This is a genomic window from Collinsella aerofaciens (assembly GCF_005844325.1).
GTDB classification, from domain to species: domain Bacteria; phylum Actinomycetota; class Coriobacteriia; order Coriobacteriales; family Coriobacteriaceae; genus Collinsella; species Collinsella aerofaciens_G.
In genome coordinates, this window is the sequence record NZ_SPFY01000003.1 from 53,547 (window position 1) to 74,444 (window position 20,898).

At 61.2% G+C, this 20,898-nt stretch carries 17 protein-coding genes and 1 tRNA gene; all 18 read left to right on the top strand.

The genetic code is table 11. From position 1 onward, the window contains the following. Nucleotides 1–34: 34 nt before the first annotated feature. The 18 genes from FGQ61_RS01730 (at nt 35) to FGQ61_RS01815 (ending at nt 20,892) form a co-directional block, all read left to right on the top strand. Nucleotides 35–769, top strand: a complete 735-nt coding sequence (locus tag FGQ61_RS01730) for a LytR/AlgR family response regulator transcription factor (protein WP_138374374.1) — start codon at nt 35–37, stop codon at nt 767–769. A gap of 91 nt (nt 770–860) precedes the next feature. Beyond that, a complete protein-coding gene (locus tag FGQ61_RS01735) occupies nt 861–1,805 on the top strand; it encodes a zinc dependent phospholipase C family protein (RefSeq protein WP_138374375.1) in 945 nt (314 codons plus the stop codon). 101 nt (nt 1,806–1,906) lie between these two features. Continuing rightward, nucleotides 1,907–3,157 (top strand): MFS transporter, encoded by a 1,251-nt coding sequence (locus tag FGQ61_RS01740; RefSeq protein ID WP_138374376.1) that lies wholly within the window; start codon nt 1,907–1,909, stop codon nt 3,155–3,157. A gap of 182 nt (nt 3,158–3,339) precedes the next feature. Continuing rightward, nucleotides 3,340–4,527 carry a glycosyltransferase gene (locus tag FGQ61_RS01745; protein ID WP_138374377.1) on the top strand — a complete coding sequence of 396 codons (1,188 nt, stop codon included), beginning with the start codon at nt 3,340–3,342 and terminating at the stop codon, nt 4,525–4,527. Beyond that, nucleotides 4,524–5,867, top strand: coding sequence for a histidine kinase (locus tag FGQ61_RS01750; RefSeq protein ID WP_118238179.1), 1,344 nt, complete (start codon nt 4,524–4,526; stop codon nt 5,865–5,867). Before FGQ61_RS01745 ends, FGQ61_RS01750 begins: the two co-directional genes overlap by 4 nt. 72 nt (nt 5,868–5,939) lie before the next feature. Continuing rightward, nucleotides 5,940–6,656, top strand: coding sequence for a LytR/AlgR family response regulator transcription factor (locus tag FGQ61_RS01755; protein ID WP_118238181.1), 717 nt, complete (start codon nt 5,940–5,942; stop codon nt 6,654–6,656). A gap of 91 nt (nt 6,657–6,747) precedes the next feature. Continuing rightward, nucleotides 6,748–7,215: a YfcE family phosphodiesterase gene (locus tag FGQ61_RS01760; protein ID WP_138374378.1), complete on the top strand. Its 468-nt coding sequence runs from the start codon at nt 6,748–6,750 to the stop codon at nt 7,213–7,215. A 413-nt stretch (nt 7,216–7,628) separates the two neighbouring features. Then, a tRNA-Asp gene (locus FGQ61_RS01765) sits at nt 7,629–7,706 on the top strand. Nucleotides 7,707–8,049: 343 nt separating this feature from the next. After that, nucleotides 8,050–8,535 carry an RrF2 family transcriptional regulator gene (locus FGQ61_RS01770; RefSeq protein WP_138374379.1) on the top strand — a complete coding sequence of 162 codons (486 nt, stop codon included), beginning with the start codon at nt 8,050–8,052 and terminating at the stop codon, nt 8,533–8,535. A gap of 21 nt (nt 8,536–8,556) precedes the next feature. Continuing rightward, nucleotides 8,557–9,462: an HhH-GPD family protein gene (locus FGQ61_RS01775; RefSeq protein ID WP_138374380.1), complete on the top strand. Its 906-nt coding sequence runs from the start codon at nt 8,557–8,559 to the stop codon at nt 9,460–9,462. Nucleotides 9,463–9,574: 112 nt separating this feature from the next. Continuing rightward, nucleotides 9,575–10,114 carry a rubrerythrin gene (gene rbr / locus FGQ61_RS01780; protein ID WP_138374381.1) on the top strand — a complete coding sequence of 180 codons (540 nt, stop codon included), beginning with the start codon at nt 9,575–9,577 and terminating at the stop codon, nt 10,112–10,114. 450 nt (nt 10,115–10,564) lie between these two features. Next, the gene (locus tag FGQ61_RS01785; protein WP_195211963.1) at nt 10,565–10,975 is read left to right on the top strand and encodes a hypothetical protein; all 411 of its coding nucleotides are present in this window, start codon (nt 10,565–10,567) and stop codon (nt 10,973–10,975) included. A gap of 122 nt (nt 10,976–11,097) precedes the next feature. Next, nucleotides 11,098–12,453 carry a DNA recombination protein RmuC gene (locus FGQ61_RS01790; RefSeq protein ID WP_138374382.1) on the top strand — a complete coding sequence of 452 codons (1,356 nt, stop codon included), beginning with the start codon at nt 11,098–11,100 and terminating at the stop codon, nt 12,451–12,453. A gap of 126 nt (nt 12,454–12,579) precedes the next feature. Then, nucleotides 12,580–14,382, top strand: a complete 1,803-nt coding sequence (locus tag FGQ61_RS01795) for an ABC transporter ATP-binding protein (protein ID WP_138374383.1) — start codon at nt 12,580–12,582, stop codon at nt 14,380–14,382. Between the two features lie 63 nt (nt 14,383–14,445). After that, entirely contained in the window at nt 14,446–15,111 is a 666-nt protein-coding gene (gene nth / locus FGQ61_RS01800) for an endonuclease III (RefSeq protein ID WP_138374384.1), read from the top strand. A gap of 157 nt (nt 15,112–15,268) precedes the next feature. Beyond that, nucleotides 15,269–18,901: a transcription-repair coupling factor gene (gene mfd, locus FGQ61_RS01805; RefSeq protein ID WP_138374385.1), complete on the top strand. Its 3,633-nt coding sequence runs from the start codon at nt 15,269–15,271 to the stop codon at nt 18,899–18,901. A 56-nt stretch (nt 18,902–18,957) separates the two neighbouring features. Continuing rightward, nucleotides 18,958–19,821, top strand: coding sequence for a phosphatase PAP2 family protein (locus FGQ61_RS01810; RefSeq protein ID WP_006235143.1), 864 nt, complete (start codon nt 18,958–18,960; stop codon nt 19,819–19,821). A 45-nt stretch (nt 19,822–19,866) separates the two neighbouring features. Then, nucleotides 19,867–20,892 carry a threonine aldolase family protein gene (locus tag FGQ61_RS01815; RefSeq protein ID WP_118226087.1) on the top strand — a complete coding sequence of 342 codons (1,026 nt, stop codon included), beginning with the start codon at nt 19,867–19,869 and terminating at the stop codon, nt 20,890–20,892. Nucleotides 20,893–20,898 lie beyond the last annotated feature (6 nt).

Below are 20,898 nucleotides of genomic sequence, written 5' to 3' on the forward strand. Positions count from 1 at the left end.
CGGTTGGATTGAGAGAAAAAGAGGGGAAGCGCATATGTCCGAAGGCTGGAACATCCTGGTGGTTGATGACGAGCCTCCCATTAGGGCTGAGCTACGCTATCTGTTGGAAAAGGATACGCGTGTAGGTCAGATTGCCGAGGCGGGCAATGTCACCGAAGCCGTGGAGTCGATTCTGTCGAACAAGCCCGACGTGCTGTTTTTAGACATTACCATGCCCGGTCGCTCGGGAATTGAGCTTGCCGAGACGCTGCAGAACCTAAAGACGCCGCCGGTCGTGGTGTTTGTGACGGCATTTGCCGAGTATGCGGCCGATGCCTATAACCTCGATGCGGTCGATTACATCGTCAAACCGGTCGAGGATGCCCGCCTGTCAAAGGCGCTCGACAAGATCGAGACTGCCCTGGGCGCTCGCCGTGTCGTCCATGCTCCGCGCCAGCCTTTGCGCCTGACGGTGGATCGCGGGGGCAAAAAGGTGTTCATTCCCGTGGCGGATGTCTGCTACTTTGAGGCGCGCGCCGATTTTTGCAACGCCGTCTGCGCCGAGGGGACGTATCTGATCAATGAGTCGATTTCCTCGCTCGAGCGTCGCCTGGCCTCCGAGGGCTTTATCCGCGTCCATCGCAGCTATCTGGTTAATTTGGAAGACGTACATAATGTCGAGATCGGCTCCACGGGCCTGATGGAGCTCAGGCTCGATCGCGTAACCTCGACGGTGCCCGTGTCCCGCCGTCGCGCTGCCGAGGTCAAATCGCACTTGGGGCTTGCGTAAGGGTCGGTGTGCCATCGTTTGCCGTTACAGGTTTGGCATGACTGTGCGGTGGGCATAATGGATTGCATCGAATGAAATCGAAAGGATTATTATGCCCGCGCTCATTACGCATCATCTGTTTGGCGAGGAAAGCATCGACCGTCTTCCGCGAGGCGTTATCACGTCCGACGAGGAGCGCATCGCCTTTATCCTGGGAAACCAAGGTCCCGACCCGTTCTTCTTTCACATGCTCACGCCGCGCATTTCCGACTGCATGTCGCTTGCTCAGGTCATGCACCGCTCGCGCATGTCGCGCCAGTTCTCGTGCCTGCGCGACGGCGTGTCACACCTGCAGCCGCGCGATGCCAATCTGGGTCGCGCCTTTGCGCTGGGCCTGCTGTCGCACTATGTGCTCGATCGCAATGCCCATCCCTTTGTCTACGAGCAGCAGTTTGGCATTGTCGAGTCCGATCCCGAGCTCGAGGCTTCGGGCAGTCAAGTTCATGCCGTGCTCGAAAGCGACCTGGACGTGCTGATGCTGCAGCTCAAGCGCGATGGGGCAACGGTCGAGGATTATCCGCCGGCGGGCGAGATCGTCACTACCGACCGCATCAATCGCGTTGCCGGCGTGCTGATGAGCTATGTTGCCGGACGCGTGTACGGCATCGATATCCCGGTGGGGGAGTACGGCGGCGCCGTAGACGACATGCAGCTGCTCTACCGCACTATCGAGCCGGCCGGTTCGGCCAAGACGCGCGCGATTGCCCTGCTCGAGGGCTTGGTGCACGATTATTCGCTGCTCGACGGCCTTGCGCACCGCGTGACGACCGAGCTGCCCGAGCGTACCGGCAACCTGGGCCACTTGGCATGGAAAAGCCCCTTTACCGATGAAATCTCGACCGAGAGCTTCCCCGAGGTCTTTGACCGCGCACTGCTCGATTACGAGCTCACCGTCGCCCGCTTTATCGAGACCGGCGATATGGAAGCCGTGACCAACCACGTCAATTACAGCGGTCGCGTGCTCGGCGCCGACGAAGAGTTCGACCGCGAGGAGTAGGGCTCGTGCGTGCCCCTTTGCCGAATCCTTACCGGCGCCTCTGGGCAATTGGGGTACGATGAACTAACTGCATATCGGGCGAATACGAAGGGGCCCTGTCCATGAAATACACCAAGCTCGAGCGTAACTGGGTTATGTACGATGTGGGCAACTCGGCCCTCGTGCTGCTCAATACCTCGGTGGTGCCCATCTACTTTAACGCCATCAATACCGGTGCTTCCTCGGCAGACCTGGTGGTCGCTTGGGGCAACGCGCAGACGATTGCCTCGCTGGTCATTGCCATGCTCATGCCCATTCTGGGCGCGCTTGCCGATTACGCCGGCAACAAGATCAAGTTCTTCTTGGGCTTCTTCCTCACGGGCCTGGTTCTTTGCCTGGCGCAGGCTATCCCCATGTCCGCCATGGCATTTTTGACCGTGTACGTGCTGTGCACCATCGGCCTTAACTCTTCTATGACGTTCTACGACGCTATGCTGCCCGACATTACCACCGACGAGCGCATGGATGCCGTGTCCAGCTCGGGCTATGCCTGGGGCTACATCGGTTCCACCGTGCCGTTCATCATCTGCCTGGCGCTTATCATGGGTGGCCCCGCTCTTGGCGTCCCCACCATGCTGGCAACGCGTCTGTCGTTTGTCATCACCGGTGCCTGGTGGCTCATCTTTACCCTGCCGCTCATTCGCACCTATAAGCAAAAGTACGGTCGCGAGCGCGGTCCCGAGGACACCATCGGCCACATCGTGGGCGGCGTGTTCTCCGAGGTCGGACACACCATGCGCGAGATCGCCCACAACAAGACCGTGCTGGTCTACATGATCGCGTTCTTCTTCTACATCGATGGTGTCCATACGGTCATCTCCATGGCAACCAGCTACGGCTCGGCTTTGGGCATCGATTCGACCCAGCTGGTGCTGGCGCTGCTCGTTACGCAGTTCGTCGCTTTCCCGTCCGCCATCATCTACGGCAAGCTCGCCGGTCGCGTGGGCACGCTCAACATGATCATGGTGGCCGTCGCCGCCTACATGGGCATCGTGCTCTTTGCCGCGTTTTTCCTCAAGACCGCCTTTGAGTTTTGGGTGCTCGCTATTTTGGTTGGCCTGTTCCAAGGCGGCGTGCAGGCGCTGAGCCGCAGCTATTTTGGCCGCATCATCCCCAAGGAAAAGTCCAACGAGTACTACGGCTTCTTTGATATCTTTGGCCGCTACGCAAGCGTGATGGGCACCTTCCTGGTGTCGGTTGTCACCTCGCTGACCGGCAACCCGTCGTTGGGCGTCCTTTCTATTGGTGTTCTGCTGGTTGTTGGCTTTGTGCTGCTGGTCCGTCTGTCCCGCATGGCTCAGGCGGCGGCGTAAGGCAACCGGGCTCAGTACTGCAATTGTGCCTATCTGCAGTACTCTTTTGGAAGTAGCCGCATAAATCATTCTGACTTCCGAACAATGTTTAGCCCAAGTGGGTATGATGGAAACAGCTAGGTCGCGGGGCGTCGCCTGTGTTTGGCGGCGCCCCGTTTTTGTGTTGCAAGGAGGGCAAAGGTATGAACGCCACGGTTGTGATCCCAACATATTGGGCAGGCGATGATACCCAAGCAAACGCTCCCGGCACCTACGATCACTCGACGTCGCTCAATGCCGCCAACCCGGAACTCGATCGCTGCCTGACTTCGCTCGAACAGGTGCGCGACATTCCGCGCATCATTCTCTTGGTGGTCTGTCCGGTTTCTGCCACGTCCGACGTATCCCATCGCGTGCACGAAATCGTTAATGCGCATCCCTCACTTAAGGTCACCATCGTTACCAATACTCAGGCTTCGCGTGTTGCCGACCGCGTGGCACAGATTGCGCCCAAAGGTTCGGGCGAGTGCGTGAGCCTGCGCGGCTACGGCGCCATCCGCAACATGGGTCTTGCCTGCGCGGCGGTGCTGGGGCACGACGCGGTTGTGTTTTTGGATGACGACGAGACCGTCATCGATGCCGACTTTATGAAGCGTGCGACCTATGCACTGGGTCAACAGACACGTCAGGGCCTGCCGATTTTAGTCAAGAGCGGATACTTTTACGATCGCGACGGGTCGCCGCTGGCTCCCACGGACAAAGCGGGCATTTGCCATCGCTGGTGGACCAAGCGTATCGAGTTCAATCGCTGGATGAAAAAGGCGCTCTCGGGCACCCGCATCTCGCGCTCCAATTACGTATGCGGCGGCCTGATGGCCCTGCACGCCCGCGCCTTTACACGCGTGGCCTTCGACCCGTTTATCACCCGCGGCGAGGATCTGGACTACCTGTTTAACATGCGCATGTTCGGCTACGACGTGTGGTTCGATAACGAGTGGACCGTGCGCCACCTGCCGCCCGAGTCCGAGAAGCGCTCGCCGCGCTTTATGCAGGACGTGTACCGTTGGTACTACGAGCGGGCCAAGCTGACGTTCGCTGCGCACCAAAAGGAGCTCATTCCGGTTACGGCCGCATCACTCATGCCCTATCCGGGTCCGTGGATCTCGCGCGAGCTCGACGACCGCGTGCGCAAGACCGCCATGGTTCGCAGCATGTTTACCCGCGAGCACGAGGGGTATCTGCGCATCTGGCGTCATGGTATTGACGAGGCCAAGACCTATGCCCGCCAAAACGCCGCAAGCTACCTGCGTTTTCAGAGTTTCTGGCCCAAGATCATGGATGAACTTTGGCGCGACGCACAACTGATTAGCATCCTGGAGGGGGCTGAATGATCGACCGCCGCGCCCAGCGCGATAATTCAATTTCAATCTTTCGCATCATCGCCGTTGTCTGCGCCGTTTGCGTGTTGGTGTACTTTATCTTTGCCCTGGCGACTGGCATTGAGCCGATTGCCACGGTGATCGCCTGTGCGCTGCTGTGTATCTTCCTGTGCATCTTTATCTATTTGACGCTCAACCCCGATTCGGTACGCTCCCAGTACACCGAGGAGACGCTCTCGGTTGCCTCGGCCATGCTCGAGGACATTAAGGGCGGCCTGACGCAGGAATCGGCGCTTTTGGTGTGCCGGCGTATTCTGCCCGAGACACGTGCCATGACCGTTGCCATCACCGATGAGAGCAACGTGCTGGCCTGCGCGGGCGAGTTCGAGGAAAAGCTGCTGCCCGATTCGCCCATCCATACGCTCGCCACGCGCTACGTCATTGAGCACGGCATCGTGCAGTCGTTCAACCGCGTGGTGGACGTGGTGGGTTCGGATGGCTCGCACAACCATGTTCCCGCCGGCATCATCGCGCCCATCAAGGTGGGCGACCGCACCGTCGGCACGCTCAAGTTCTACTACAAGACCCCGCGTGCCGTCGACCGTACCCAGTATGCGCTCGCCTCGGGTTTTGCCGAGATCCTGTCCACGCAGCTCGCCATCCACGAGCTCGAGGTGCAAAAGGAACTGACGGCCCGTGCCGAGGTGCGTGCCCTGCAGGCGCAGATCAACCCGCACTTTCTGTTCAACACGCTCAACACCATCGCGTCGTTTACGCGTACCGACCCGCTGCGTGCCCGCGAGCTGCTGCGCGAGTTTTCCTCGTTCTATCGCGCCACGCTCGACAACTCGGGGTCGCTTATCCCGGTCTCGCGCGAGGTTGCCCAGACCAAGCGCTACCTGACGTTTGAGAAGGCGCGCTTTGGCGAGGACCGCGTACTGGCGACCTTCGATGTCTCCGAAGATGTCGAGGACACGTTGGTCCCGGCCTTTGTAATCCAGCCCATTGTCGAGAACGCCGTGCGGCATGGCATGGGCGATGGCGATGCCCTGCAGATCGATGTGACCGTCCATCAAGACGGCGACGACGCAATCCTGATTGCCGTGGCCGACAACGGCGTGGGCATGGACGAGGGCACCGCCGCCAGGCTGTTTGATGAGCGCTCCGCCCGCCCCGATGCCAGTTCCCCGCAAGGCGGCGGCGCCGGCGTGGCCATGCACAATATTTCTGAGCGCATCCATCGCTTTTATGGACCGCACTCTTATACGCGCGTCGAATCGGCGCCGGGCAAGGGCACCAAAGTGCTCCTGCATCTTGATTTGTCAGAGAGCATCTTTGACATTCAAGAGTAAAATAAAAGGCTATGGGCTCAACGCCAAGCGGCGGATGCCCAGCGTAGTTTGTTGACGAAAGGTTTAATCCCTATGCTGCGTGCGATGATTGTGGATGATGAGGCCCCGGCCCGTTCGGAACTTCGCTTCTTGCTCGAGCAGACGGGCAAGATCGGCACGATCACTGAGGCGTCGAGCGTCCGCTCCGCCATTGAGATGCTGATGGAAAGCCGCGTCGATGTCGTCTTTCTCGATATCTCGATGCCCGGCGCTTCTGGTCTGCAGCTTGCCGAGGCGCTACATAAGCTTAAGAATCCGCCGGCGATTGTGTTTGTGACCGCGTATAGCGATCATGCCGTCGAGGCGTTCGACGTAGATGCCGTCGATTACCTAATGAAGCCGGTTGAGGAGGCACGTCTGGATCGCGCGATCGAGAAGGTCATGCAACACGCCAAGCCCGTCACGGACAGCAAAGCCACCATCGAGCGCATTCCGGTGGAAAAGGGCGGCCGTAAGGTCCTCATTCCCGTGGATGACATTCGCTTCATCATGGCCAAGGACGATTACTCCTGTATCTATACCGTCGATGATCGTTTTCTATCGACGACTTCGTTGGCGCAGTTCGAGGCCAAGCTTTGCGACTTTGGCTTCTTTCGCGTTCATCGCCGCTATATCGTCAACTTGGCGTGCGTCACAGATGTCGAGACGGTGCCCTCGGGCGCTATCCAACTGGGCATTACGGGCGTCGACGAACGCGTGCCGGTCTCGCGCCGCCGCGTTGTGCCGCTCAAGAAGGCCCTGAGCCTCTAGCACACTGGCCCCGCAGCCCTGTAGACCAATTGTCTGCGGAGCCGTGGGGCTTTTTGTATATACGTCGAATCGGTTTTGCAGAAGGGATCCCATGAACAGTGCAAGCGCCAAGCGCATCGACATCATCTCGGACACCCACGGCTATCTTTCGCCCGCGCTTCTGGACGAGCTCAAGGGCGCAGATCTGATCATCCATGCCGGAGACCTCACCTCAGAGATGGATTACGAGCATCTATGCACCATCGCCCCCGTGCGAGCGGTCCTAGGAAACAACGACTACTACCGCGACTACGGCCCGGATGTAGACCGTCTGGCCCTCTTCACCTACGAAGGACTCAAATTCGCCGTAGCCCACCACCGCGAAGACCTTCCGGTGGGATCCGTAGACGTAGCCATCAACGGTCATACCCACGTAACCAAAGAGGCCCAAGTAGGCCGCTGCCTGGTCCTCAACCCCGGCAGCGCCAGCTACCCCAGAGGCACCCGAGGCCCCACCATGGCCAGAATGCTCGTCAAGGACGGCAAGATCCTGAGCACCAAATTTATTGACTTAGACTAACCGCAACAAAAACGGGGGATGCAGATCGCATCTCCCGTTTTTCTTTCAGCAAAAGGCCGAAGTTCAACAAGAATAATCAGACCAACCTCGCCGAGGAGAACGGGGCCGCCGAGCCGCGGAAGCGGCGAGGAACAACAACGGCTCGAACAATGTGACGGCAGGGAGGGTCTCCGGGGCCGGCTGGCGCGGGTTAAGTTTGTCGCGAGTTCCGCACGCAAAGGAAAGCACTTAATGTGCTTTCCGTCTTGCGCAGGACTGTAGAGCAGCAAACTTAACCCGCGCCAGCCGGCCCCGGAGACCCTCCCGGAGGGCCCAAAAAATATTTTCAAAAAAGTTGTTGCGCACCGGACAGACTTCTGTGTATACTAATCCCCGCAGCGCACGCGAGCGGAAACAAACGCGAACGACTGCCTGGGGAGTTAGCTCAGTTTGGTTAGAGCGCCGGCCTGTCACGTCGGAGGTCGCGGGTTCGAGCCCCGTACTTCCCGCCAACGCAATTAAAGCCACGTCTTCGGACGTGGCTTTTTGCGTTTGATAGGACCTTGATCCCATCGGCCCCTTTCGCCCAAAACCAAATCCTCCCAATTTCCGGACAAGCTCCGTTTGAGACATGTGTTCAAACAAAGCGTTTGTTGCACAACACCTGTTCAGCGAAGCAGGGGGTTAGGTTATACTAAATTGCACTGAATGCCGTTTTTGATGCAAGAGGCTTCAAACACGGCATTCAGTGGGCACCCGTTTTGCTATTTGGGCGTCCATACGGCCATTGGTGTCTCGACGCAAGCTCGGTCCCGGAGCTCGTTCGAGCTGTTCCTATTCCTTGAAAGGGGAAAAATGGACATATCGAGGAAGACTGATTACGCCCTTCGCATGCTCGCGATGCTTGCCGAGGACCCGGAGCGTCTGCTTTCTGTTCGCACCGCCGCCGAAGAGGTCAATGTCCCGTATTCGTTTGCTCGTTCGATCCAGCATGGTTTGGTTCAGGCCGGTATTGTGGAGAGCCTGCGTGGCGTCCATGGCGGCATGCGTCTTAAGGTCAGCCCCGACGATGTCACCATCCGCCAGGTCGTCGAGGCCGTTCAGGGCCCCATGGTCATGAACGATTGCACCGCGCCCGATGGCGACTGTGCACGCATGGGTACGTGCTGCTATCATCCCCTGTGGGCCGGAGCTCAAGCGCTGATGCGCGACTACTTCGATTCCGTTTCGCTGGGCGATATCGTCGCTCACCGCCAGTTTCCGGCCGTCGATTCTAAGTTCGCCGACCGCGATGCGTTTCCCGAGTACGCCACCTGTACGTGCGCTTGCCGGGAGGAATAACGCCGCATAAGGAGCATAGCCATGATTCAGGATCCCTTTCGTTCGATGATTCGTTCGGAAGGGGTCCTGCGTTATCGCGACCTTCCGTGGCGCCGCACGCGCGACCCGTACATTATTTGGCTTTCTGAGGTTATGCTGCAGCAAACGCAGGTGCCGCGTGTGGAGACGCGTATGCCCGCGTGGCTCGACCGCTTTCCGACCGTACAGGCGCTCGCTCAGGCCGCTCCTTCCGACGTTTTGGATGCTTGGCAGGGGATGGGCTACAACCGGCGTGCCCTGGCGCTTCACAGAGCCGCTCAGTGCGTTATGGAAGACTGGGGTGGGGAGTTTCCACGTGAGACGCGCGACCTGGTTGCTCTGCCCGGTATTGGCCCGGCGACGGCGCAGGGCATTCGGTCGTTTGCGTTCGATCTACCGGGTGTGTATCTGGAGACCAACGTGCGCACGGTCTTTCTGCATCATTTCTTTCCCGATGTGCCGGCCGTTCCCGATCGCGAGCTGGTGCCGCTGATCCAATCCGCCTGTCCGGCGGCCCCTGGTGCGACGGCGGATGAGATTGCGCCCTTTGCCGCGCCTCGAGATGATGCCGACACGCCGCGCGCATGGTATTACGCGCTGCTGGATTATGGCGCGTATCTTAAGAAGACGCTGCCCAATCCGTCCAGGCGCTCGGCGAGCTATAGCCGTCAGTCCAAGTTTGAGGGCTCGCGTCGCCAAAAGCGCGCCCATATTGTGCGCATGCTGCTGGCTGCGCGCGATGGGCGGCCGTCGGGCATTACGCTCGATGAAGCCGTTGCAGGCGTTAACGAGATGGAGACGGCAGCCGGCCGAGAGCCGGTCGATCACGATCTTGTCGCAGACATTTTGGCCGACTTGGAGCGCGAGGGCTTTTGCCGCTCCGAGGGTGATCGCTGGCTAAGCGTGTAGCCAACCCGAATCTGAAGAAGAGGATTGTAAGGTTTAAATTCTCGGCTTGAGGGCATCCTAAAGACAAGGCCGCTCGAAGCCTACGGGCGGCATGTTGAAGGGAAGTACACCTATGGATTTTGAGAACTCTCAAACCAAGAAGAACCTCGAGACCGCTTTTGCCGGTGAGTCCCAGGCGCACACTAAGTATCGCTACTATGCATCCAAGGCCAAGAAGGACGGCTACGTTCAGATCTCGAATATCTTTGCCGAGACCGCAGGCAACGAGTCAGAGCACGCCAAGCTGTGGTTTAAGTATCTGCACGACGGCGCCGTTCCCGACACCCTGGACAACTTGCGTGATGCCGCTGCGGGCGAGAACTACGAGTGGACCACGATGTACGACGAGTTTGCCAAGACCGCCGAGGAGGAGGGCTTTACCGAGATCGCCGCAAAGTTCCGTGGCGTCGGTGCTGTCGAGCAGGCTCACGAGGAACGCTACAACAAGCTTGTCGAGCGCATTGAGTCGGGCGAGGTGTTTGAGCGCGAGGGCGTGAAGGTGTGGAAGTGCCTGAACTGCGGGCACCTGCATGTTGGTGCCGAGGCGCCCGAGGTGTGCCCGGTTTGCAACCACCCGAAGGCGTACTTTGAGGAGCAGGTGGTGAACTACTAGCGCGTGGCGCTGGCTGCTGCGGAGCGCAGGGCGGGAGGCCGGACTACCTTCCCTCCCCGCTCACGGCTCCGCAGGGTCGCGTTGAGGGAAGGTAGTCCGGCCTCCCGCCCTGCGCTCCGGCTTCGGGTCGTCGCGTGCTCACTACAGAAAAGCTGATAAGAAGTTTGTGTGCCGCCCCCTTTGGGGCGGCACTTTTTGTGTGGGGTCCCTGTCTTCACAATTTCCGTCAAGCTTTTGGTTAGGTTTTGGTCGGATGGCGCAAGGGCGAAAGGGCAAAAGATTGCTGACGAAAAAAGCTCAAAGAAAGTGCTGGTAGGGGAGTTGTTGAGCTTTTTGACAGTTTTCTGACAAAAGAATCTTTGCGGCTATTGCCGCGGATTTCGTTGCCGCGGCCGCGATGGTGCGGGATGCTGGGCGCAAGCGTCGAATGCTCCTATTGAGGAGGCCAACATGGATCTGTTTCTTGAGACCCCGCAGCAACAAGCCGAGCGCATGTTGCGCCAGCAGCAACGGCTTATGGAGATGCAAATGCAAGGGACGGCCGTCCAGCCTCCTGCGCAAAACGCCGCACCTGCGGGCGGGGCGGTCCCAGAGGCCTATTCCGTACAGCAGGATTCATATGCTCAGGAGCTCGCGTTCGATAAACGTCGTGCGCGTCGCCGTCGCTGGGCCCAGCGCCTGCGTACGCTGGCGATGATCGTGCTAATCCCGTTGGGGCTCGCGGCAATCTTCTTGGCCTCATATGCCCTCACATGCATTCTCAACGGCGCCTCGCCCAGCGAGGTGCTTGAGCACTTGGCAGCTCTCGGCCAGCGCCTGGGCGATGTCGCAACAACCATCCGCGCCGGCTGGGAGACTTAGCGTTTTGATGTCTGTGGTCCAAATCCATTTGCCCGATTGCCGTGAAGCGCCCGGTGCGTGTGGCGGGGTAAGATTGATCGCGGTTTTGATTGGTGCTCGATTGGGTTTGTTGGGCGGAGTTTATGTCTGCTATTGATATTGTGCTTGTTGTGATCGCCTTGGTGGCGGTGGGGGTTGCTGTGGCTTGCGCCCTCCAACTCAAGAGCCTGCGTGCCGAGTTGCGGGAGCGTGGCGACAGTAGCGCGGAAACGCTGGCAGCACTCGAGCAGGCTAACAAAGCGCTCGATGCCCTGAACGTCGCGCTGGCCGAAACCCGTCGCACGGCCAATGCCATCGCGCAGCAGCAGACGACCGATGCGGCCGTAGAGCAGCAACGTTACCTGACCATCGCGCGCGAGTTCTCGCAAGCCGGTGACCGGATGGATGATCTGCGCCGCGAGACCGCCCAACAGCTCGGCGCCAATCGCGAGGGCATCGAGCATCGCCTGGACAAGGTGCGCGAGACGGTCGATGCTCAGCTGGGTGCCATCCGCGAAGACAACAACGTGCAGCTCGATCAGATGCGCGCGACGGTGGACGAGAAGCTCTCCCGCACGCTCAACGATCGCCTGTCGGCATCGTTTAAGCAGGTGAGCGACCAGCTCGAGGCCGTGTACAAGGGCCTGGGCGACATGCAGTCCATCGCCACCGGCGTGGGCGACCTTAAGCGCGTGCTGGGCAACGTGAAGGCGCGTGGTATTTTGGGCGAGGTGCAGCTGGGTGCAATTCTGGCGGACATTCTTACACCCGACCAGTATCTGGAAAACGTCGCCACCAAGCCCGGCGCCTCGGAGCGCGTTGAGTTTGCCGTCAAGCTGCCGGTGGACGAGGGCGACCCCGTGCTGCTGCCGATTGACTCCAAGTTTCCGGGCGACGCGTACGGGCACTTGCTCGACGCGCAGGAGTCGGGTGATGCGGAGGCCGTGGCGGCTGCGCGCAAGACGCTCGACACCATGGTCAAGCGCGAGGCAAAGGACATTTGCGAGAAGTACCTGAGCGTGCCCGCGACCACCAACTTTGGCATTATGTTCGTTCCGTTTGAGGGACTGTACGCCGAGGTCGTCAGCCGCCCCGGGCTTATCGAGACCCTGGGCCGCGACTATCACGTCAACGTTGCCGGTCCCAGCACCATGGCGGCCATCCTCAACAGTCTGCAGATGAGCTATCAGACGTTTAAGTTGCAAAAACGTACCGACGACGTGCTGCGCGTGCTCTCCGCCGTCAAGGCCGAGCTGCCGCGCTATCAAAAGGCGCTGCGCCGCGCCCAGCAGCAGATCGAGACCGCGGGCAAAACGGTCGAGGGCATCATCACCACGCGCACCAACGTCATGGAGCGCAAGCTCAAGGACATCGACGCACTGGAAGACGTCGACCAAGCCGATGAGATCTTGGGACTCACGTCCGCGGGCCTTCCCACAGACCAAGAAGACGAGGACTAATTGCAACAAGACGGCGGGGCGCCTGCGCAAGCGCGGGGCGCGGGCGCTTTTCGCGTCGCACTTGCCTGAAGTGCGCTTTAGTATGCAACAATGGCGTTTCGCCCAATCAGATGCGAAAGGAAGCCCATGTCTCAGAGAAGCGCCAGCCCGCTCAGCCGCTCCACCGTGCGTCGCACGCTGCAGCGGTTTTGGGGCGTCACGCGCACGCAGTCGCTGATTGTCTTTCTCTCGGTGTTCTCGTCGGCGGGCTACATCTTTTTGCTGACGTTTGCCAATACCTATGTGATGGCCCTCATTGTCGACCGCGTTCAAGCCGGTCCCGTGGCGGGTGACCAGGTGTTTGAGGTCTTCGGCCCCTATATCCTGGCGCTCGTACTCGTTAACCTGGTGGGCCAAATCCTCTCCAAGCTGCAGGACTACACCGTCTACAAGCTCGAGATCGCGGGCAACTATCACCTGGCGCGCCTATGCTTCGACACGCTCTCCAGCCAATCCATGACATTCCATACCAGCCGCTTTGGCGGATCGCTCGTGAGCCAGACGAGTCGTTTTATGAGCGGCTACACGGGGCTGGTGGACGTGACGGTGTATTCGCTCATCCCCACCATCACCTCGGTCATCTGCACCGTGGCCGCACTCGCCCCGGTGGTGCCGACGTTTACCGTGATCCTGGTGTGCATCATGGTCGTCTACATCGCGTTTGTCTGGCTTATGTACAAGCGTATCATGCCGCTTTCGGCCGCGACGTCCGCCGCGCAGAACAAGCTCTCGGGCGTGCTCTCCGACGCGGTCACGAACATCTTGGCCGTTAAGACCTGCGGGCGCGAGGACTTTGAACGCGATCTGTTCGACGCCGCCGATCGTGCCGCGCGCGATGCCGAGACGGTCTCGATGCACGCCATGATGCAGCGCAACTTTACGACCTCGGGCCTTATCGTCATCACCATGGCCGTGGTGAGTGTGTTCGTGGCGGGCGGCAACGCGTGGTTTGGCATCTCGGCCGGCTCGCTCGTCATGATCTTTACCTACACCTATAACCTCACCATGCGTTTGAACTACATAAGCTCCATGATGCAGCGCATCAACCGCGCTTTGGGCGATGCGGCCGAGATGACGCGCGTGCTGGACGAGCCACGTTTGGTGGCAGACGACCCGGACGCCCCTGAGCTCAAAGTGACCGAGGGCGCGATTGATTTTGAGCACCTGAGCTTTGCGTACCGTGACGCTGCGGCGGGCGAGAGCGTGTTCGATGACCTGACGCTTCATGTGGCGGCGGGCCAGCGCGTGGGCCTGGTGGGCAAATCGGGCTCGGGTAAGACGACGCTTACCAAGCTGCTGCTGCGCCTGGACGATGTTCAGGGCGGCCGCGTGCTCGTGGACGGTCAGGATGTCTCGCGCTGCACGCAGCAGAGCCTGCGCCGCCAGGTTGCCTACGTGCCGCAGGAGGCGCTGCTGTTCCATCGCTCCATTCGCGAAAACATTGCCTACGGTCGTCCCGACGCCACTGATGAGCAGATTCGCGAGGCCGCGCGCCTGGCCAACGCCCTGGAGTTTATCGACCGCTTGCCTCGTGGCTTTGACACCATGGTGGGTGAGCGCGGCGTCAAGCTCTCGGGCGGCCAGCGTCAGCGCGTGGCTATCGCTCGCGCCATCCTAACCGACGCGCCGATTCTAGTGCTCGACGAGGCGACCTCTGCCCTCGACAGCGAGTCCGAGGCGCTGGTGCAGGAGGCGCTCGAGAACCTGATGCGCGGCCGCACCTCCATTGTGGTGGCACATCGCCTGTCCACCGTGGCGGCGCTCGACCGCATTGTGGTGCTGGCCGATGGCGAGATTGTCGAGGACGGCACGCATGCGCAGCTTGTCGAGGCGGGTGGCGAGTACGCGAGCCTGTGGAGCCGTCAGACCGGCGCATTCTTGGAGGTGTAAGCGTCTCGGACGTGGGACAATTGTGCCCATAAGTTTATTGTGCCGTTGAGCCGAGGAGTCGTTATGCCACGCGAGACCAATGCCGCCAAACGCGAGCGCGCCGTTGAGGTGTGTGAGCGCCTCAACCGTCGCTATGGCCCGGTCGAGTGCTTTTTGGACCACGAGAATCCCTTCCGCCTGCTGATCGCGGTGTTGCTCTCGGCGCAAACGACCGACGCGCAGGTCAACAAGGTGACGCCGAAGCTGTTTTCCCAGTGGCCCACGCCCGAGACCATGGCACAGGCAAGCGTGGCCGATGTGGCCGATACCATCAAGTCGCTTGGCTTTTATAAGAGCAAGGCCAAGCACGCCGTGGAGGCCGCGCAGATGATCGTTGCCGATTACGGCGGCGAGGTACCTGCCGACATGAAGGAACTCGTCAGGCTGCCGGGTGTGGGACGCAAAACGGCGAACATCGTGCTCAACGTGGGGTTTGGCATTGTCGAGGGCATCGCGGTCGATACACACGTCAACCGCATCGCACACCGCCTGATGCTGAGCCCCAAGACGCATGCCAAGGAGCCGCTCAAGACCGAGCAAGATCTGCTCAAGATTTTGCCGCACGAGTATTGGGAGTCGGTCAACCACCAGTGGATTACCTTTGGCCGTGAGATCTGCGACGCCCGCAAACCTAAGTGCGACGAGTGCCCGCTGGCGGATTTGTGCCCCAGCGTGCGCGTGGCGGGGTAGGGCGGAACGCATTTTCGTCTGGCGTTTTTTGCGGGGCTGGGTTTGCCCTTGAACCGGAGTCCTCTCCATGCGTTACCATGACAGACAATGTATTTGACGTACGACCCGCCGAGCTTGCCCCGGCGGGCTTTTGGCGTTGCAATGCCGGAGGAACAGCATGCTCATTCACCGTATAGCCGCGCAGCTCTACACTGCCGAGGCCTTGCAGACCGTCGAGGCCGGGCTCGATGCTGGCGAGGACGTGACGCTGGCTGTGTCGCAGTCGGGCCGCACGCTTATGGCGGCCGCCCAGTTTGCGCGCCGTCCGCGCCCGACGGTCTATATCGTGAGCGGCGAGGATGCGGCCGATCGCGCCGCGCGTAGCCTTGCCGCCTACGTGGGCCTGGCGCACGTGTGTCGTTTTCCCGAGCGCAAGGACTATCCGTGGCGCGAGCAGGCGCCCGACGACGCCGTGGTGGCGCAGCGCTGCGAGGCATTGGGGCGCATCGTGCGTGGGGACAACTGCATCATGGTTGCCTCAGCCCGTGCGCTGCTGCGCTGCGTGCCGCCGGTCGAGAGCCACTACTGGGAGTCCACCACTTTTGCGGCGGGCGAGGAGATTCCTTTTGACGAGGTGCCGCAGCGCCTGGTGGGCATGGGCTACACCAATGCCGGCGCCGCCGACGCGCCCGGCCTGTTCCGTGTGCACGGCGACACCGTCGAGGTGTTTCCCGCGCAGGAGAAGGCGCCCGTGCGCATTGAGTTCTTTGGCGACGAGATTGACCGCATCCGCCGCATGGTGAGCTCAACGGGGCAGACCATCGGCAACGAGGACAGTATCGAGATCTTCCCCTGCCGTGAGCTGGCGCTTACCGACGAAGCCGTCCACAACATGCATGTGGCGCTCTATCGCGCCAGCCAGGACGACAGCAAACTGGCGGCGCTGCTCGAGATGGTGGATGCACGCATCGTCACGCCCGAGCTCGACCGCTTTTTGCCGGTGATGTACGGCCAGACCGTGAGCCCGCTGGCACACGTGAGCGGCAAGGCGCTCGTGGTTCTGTCCGAGCCGCGCTCGCTGTTCGACGACTGCCTGCGCGCCTACGAGGATATCGAGGCGCGTGCCGGCGAGGCGGGGATTGACCGACTGGATGGCCTGTATGTACGTGCCCAGCAGCTCGATTTTGGTGCTCAGCAGCGCCTGAACTATGTGAGCCTGATTCGCGCCGGTGGTGCGGTGACGGCCGAGCTGAAGATTGAGCAGCCTGCCATCGCAGGATCGGACAACCGTTTTATGACGCGCATCCAGGAGGTCGTGGGCAAGCGCTACGCCTGCGTGTTTGCCATTCCCGACCGCGGGGCGCGCGAGTCGATGGAGCTCACCTTTGGCGACGAGAGCATTACCTTTGAGGAATCGCTGACCGCGGCGCCCGAAAATGTCGGCGCTATCGGCGACCGCGTTCGCGTGGCAGCGGCGGATTCCGCCGACCGTGCCGCACGCCAGGAGGCCCATGCTTCCATTCGCGAGCGTAAGGCCGACGCGCTCAACGCCCGCTCGCTCGAGGCGGGCGCCGCGCAGGCTGCCGCCGGCGCTGCCGTGCCCACCATCTCGCGCGGGCGCGTGACCTTTGTGGACGCTGCCCTGCCGCAGGGCGTGGTGGTGCCCGACGCCAATTTGGCCGTGTTCTCGATCGCCGACCTCAATGCCCGCATGGATGCCAACCGCGCGCGCAGCCGCCGCAAGGTTGACATTACGCAGATCACCTTCCCGTTTAAGCCGGGCGACTACGTGGTGCATGCTACCCACGGCATCGCGCTCTTTAGCGAGATCGCGCGCCAGGAAGTGGGCGGCAAGGAGCGCGACTACTTTTTGCTGGAATATGCCGACGGCGACAAGCTCTACGTGCCGCTCGAGCAGGTCGACCGCATCACACGCTATGTTGGCCCCGACGGCGACAAGCCGCGCCTGACCAGGCTCAACACTGCCGACTGGACGCGTGCCACCAATAAGGCGCGCAAGAATGCCAAAAAGCTGGCGTTTGACCTGGTCGACCTGTATACGCGCCGCTCGTCGATCGCAGGCATCGCCTGCCCGCCCGATACGCCCGAGCAGATCGAGATGGAGGAGAGCTTCCCCTACGACGAGACGCGCGACCAGCTGGAGGCTATCGCCGACATCAAGGCCGACATGGAGGCGCCCAAGCCCATGGACCGCCTGCTGTGCGGCGACGTGGGTTTCGGCAAGACCGAGGTTGCCCTGCGCGCGGCGTTTAAGTGCGTGGACTCCGGCCGCCAAGTCATGGTGCTCTGCCCCACGACCATTCTGGCCCAGCAGCACTACGAGACGTTTTTTGAGCGCTTTGCCCCGTTTGGCCTCGAGGTCGAAGTGCTCAGCCGCTTCCGCACCCCGGCGCAGCAGAAGCGTGCGCTTAAGGCGTTTGCCGAGGGCACGATTGATGTGCTCATCGGCACGCACCGCTTGCTTTCGGCCGATGTGAACCCCAAGAACCTGGGCATGGTGATCATCGACGAGGAGCAGCGCTTTGGCGTGCAGCACAAGGAGCAGCTCAAGAACCTGCGCGAGCAGATTGACGTGCTCACGCTTTCGGCAACGCCGATTCCGCGAACCATGCAGATGGCCACGAGCGGCGTGCGCGACATGAGCCTGATCACCACACCGCCGACCGGGCGTCGTCCCGTGATCGTGCACGTGGGGGAGTACGACCCCGACGTGGTGAGTGCGGCGATTCGCCTGGAGGTGGGCCGCGGCGGTCAGGTGTATTACGTGTCCAACCGCGTCAAGACTATCGACGACGCCGTGGCGCGCGTGCACGAGGCCGCGCCCGAGGCGCGCGTGGGTGTGGCACACGGCAAGATGAGCCCGCGCGAGGTCGAGGACGTGATGATCGAGTTCGCGACCAAAAAGATCGACGTGCTCATCGCCACGACCATCGTGGAGAGCGGCATCGACAACTCGACCGCCAACACACTGATCATCGAGGACTCGCAGCGCCTAGGTCTGGCGCAGCTCTACCAGCTCAAGGGCCGTGTGGGCCGCTCTGCCACGCAGGCCTATGCGTACTTTATGTTCCCGGGCGAGCTGCCGCTTACCGAGGAGGCTACGGCACGCCTGACCGCACTTTCCGAGTTTCAGGACCTGGGCAGCGGCATGCGCATCGCCATGCGTGACCTGGAGATCCGTGGTGCCGGCTCGCTCATGGGCGCCGAGCAGCACGGCAACCTGTCGAGTGTGGGCTTTGACCTGTTTACGCAGATGCTGGGGCAGGCCGTGGCCGAGGCGCGCGGCGACGACGATGCCGGCGTGGAGGCGGCGAGCGTGGGCATTAACCTGCCGGCCGACTACTTCTTGTCCGAGGAGTACATGCCGGCGGTGGACCAGCGCGTGCTCGTGTACCGCAAGCTCGCTGCGGCTGAGGACCTGGAGAGTATCGACGAGGTGCAGGAGGAGACCGAGGCCGCGCATGGCGAACTGCCGTTGGCGGGACTCAACCTGTTCAACCGCGCGCGCATCCGTATTCGCGGCGAGCGCCTGGGGCTCGAGAGCGTCACGCTCAGTGGTGGACGCATTACCTTCTTGGGGGTTGACGTTCCCAAGAAGGTGGCCTTTGAGTTCAAGAATCGCTATGGCGCGGTGAACTTCCCCAAGAGCCGCAAGCTATCGGTGCCCTACAAGGCGGGCGCCGGCGCGGGCAGCGGCCTGGGTCGCGGTCTCGACGCCAACGACGGCACCGGCCCCGTGGCGGCCGCGCTCATGCTGCTGCAACAGCTGGGTGCCAGCGACGACGACTAACGGGTCGACGCTGCAAACGCCCCATTTGGGCAATCTGGCTCCATCGAAAGGAAAGCATGTTCGGATACATCTATAAGAAAGATGTCGCCATTATCGCGGTTGTCCTGTGTCTTTGTCTGGGCGTGGGCAGCTTCTTCGATTATCAGATCTCGAGCGCGCTGTTCAATATCGGCAGCATGTACGGTCGCTTTATCGAGGCGGCCGGCGAGCTGCCGTTTGAGCTGACGGCGAGCATCGCGGGCGTTATGCTCGTGCGCGCGGTGCGTCCCGACTCCAGGGGGAGCAAATGGCTCGCCGTGCTCGGCATCCTCATCAACGTGGGCCTGCTCGGCTACGAGATCGTTTCGTCCCTGAGGGTTGGCGGCAAACTCATCGCGGCTCAGTTGGTGCTGACGTTTGTGCTGGTCATCGCCGCCAATCTTATCGTCTATCGTCTCACGCGCACGACCGAGCCCGACGAGCTCACGCGCTGGGCGTTGATGGTGCTTGTCGTGTGGGTCGCTCAGGCCATCATCCTCAACGTGATTGTCAAGCCGCTGTGGTCGCGCCCACGCATGCGCGTGATCGAGGTGACGCAGGGACTCGAGTTTCAGCCGTGGTGGGTGATCGGCAACCCTGACAAGTGGGCCTATATTGCCGCCGGTGTAGTCAAGGACGGCTTTAAGTCGTTTGCGAGCGGACACACGGCGCATGCGGCGATTGGCCTTATGCTCGCCGGGCTTCCCGCGGCAGCCTTTAAGGAAAAATCTTCGCGTCGCCGCGTGATCTTTTGGGCGGCGGCTGTGGTCGCGGCGCTCGTCGCGCTTGGCCGCATCGTGATCGGTGCACACTTTTTGAGCGACGTGAGCTGCGGTTTTGCCCTGGTACTGGCACTTGAGTGCCTTGCCGCGCGCATTGCCTATCCCAACGGCGTACAATAGCTCCGTTTGAATCATCTGGCCGATACCCGGTAAGAGAGGATTGCCATGCTCGCGTTTAACAACGATTATTCCCACGGCGCACATCCGGCAGTGCTGCAGGCGCTCGTCGACACCAATATGGAGCCGCAGCCCGGCTACGGTACCGATGCGCACACCGAGCGCGCCAAGCAACTTATTCGCGAGGCCTGCCAGGCCCCTGATGCCGACGTGTTTTTTCTGGTGGGCGGCACGCAGGCCAACGCGACGGTGATCGACATGCTGCTTGCGCCCTACGAGGGCGTCGTTGCTGCTGAGACTGGCCACGTCGCCTGTCACGAGGCGGGCGCTATCGAGTTTGGCGGCCACAAGGTGCTCACCATCCCCGGCTACGAGGGCAAGATGCACGCCGAGGACCTCGAGAACTATATCCAGGTGTTCTACGAAAACGAGAGCTACGAGCACACGGTGTTCCCGGGTGCCGTGTATGTGAGCCTATCGACCGAGTACGGCACGCTGTACTCCAAGGCCGAGCTCGCGGCGATTCACGCGGTGTGCCAGAAGCGCGAGATTCCGCTGTTTGTGGACGGTGCTCGCCTGGCCTATGCGCTGGCGGCCGATGAGTGCGACATTACCCTGCCCGAGCTGGCGCAGCTGTGTGACGTGTTCTACATCGGCGGCACCAAGTGTGGTGCGCTCTGCGGCGAGGCTGTGGTGTTCTGTGGCATGCACGCCCCGGCGCACCCCATTCCGCGTATTAAGCAGCATGGCGCACTGCTCGCCAAGGGCCGCCTGATGGGTGTGCAGTTCGAGGCTCTTTTTACCGATGGCCTGTATTTTGAGATTGGTCGCCAGGCGATTGAGACCGCTCAGGCGCTTCGTCGTGTGCTGCACGAGCGCGGCTACCAGTTCTTCTTGGAGACGCCCACGAACCAGCAGTTCGTGATTCTGCCCAACGAGGATATGGCCCGCATTCGCGAGCATGCGGCGATCGAGTACTGGGAAAAGTACGACGATACTCATACGGTAGTGCGCTTTTGCACCAGCTGGGCCACGACGCAGGAGGACATCGACGCGCTGGCGGCTGTCCTGTAGCCTGAT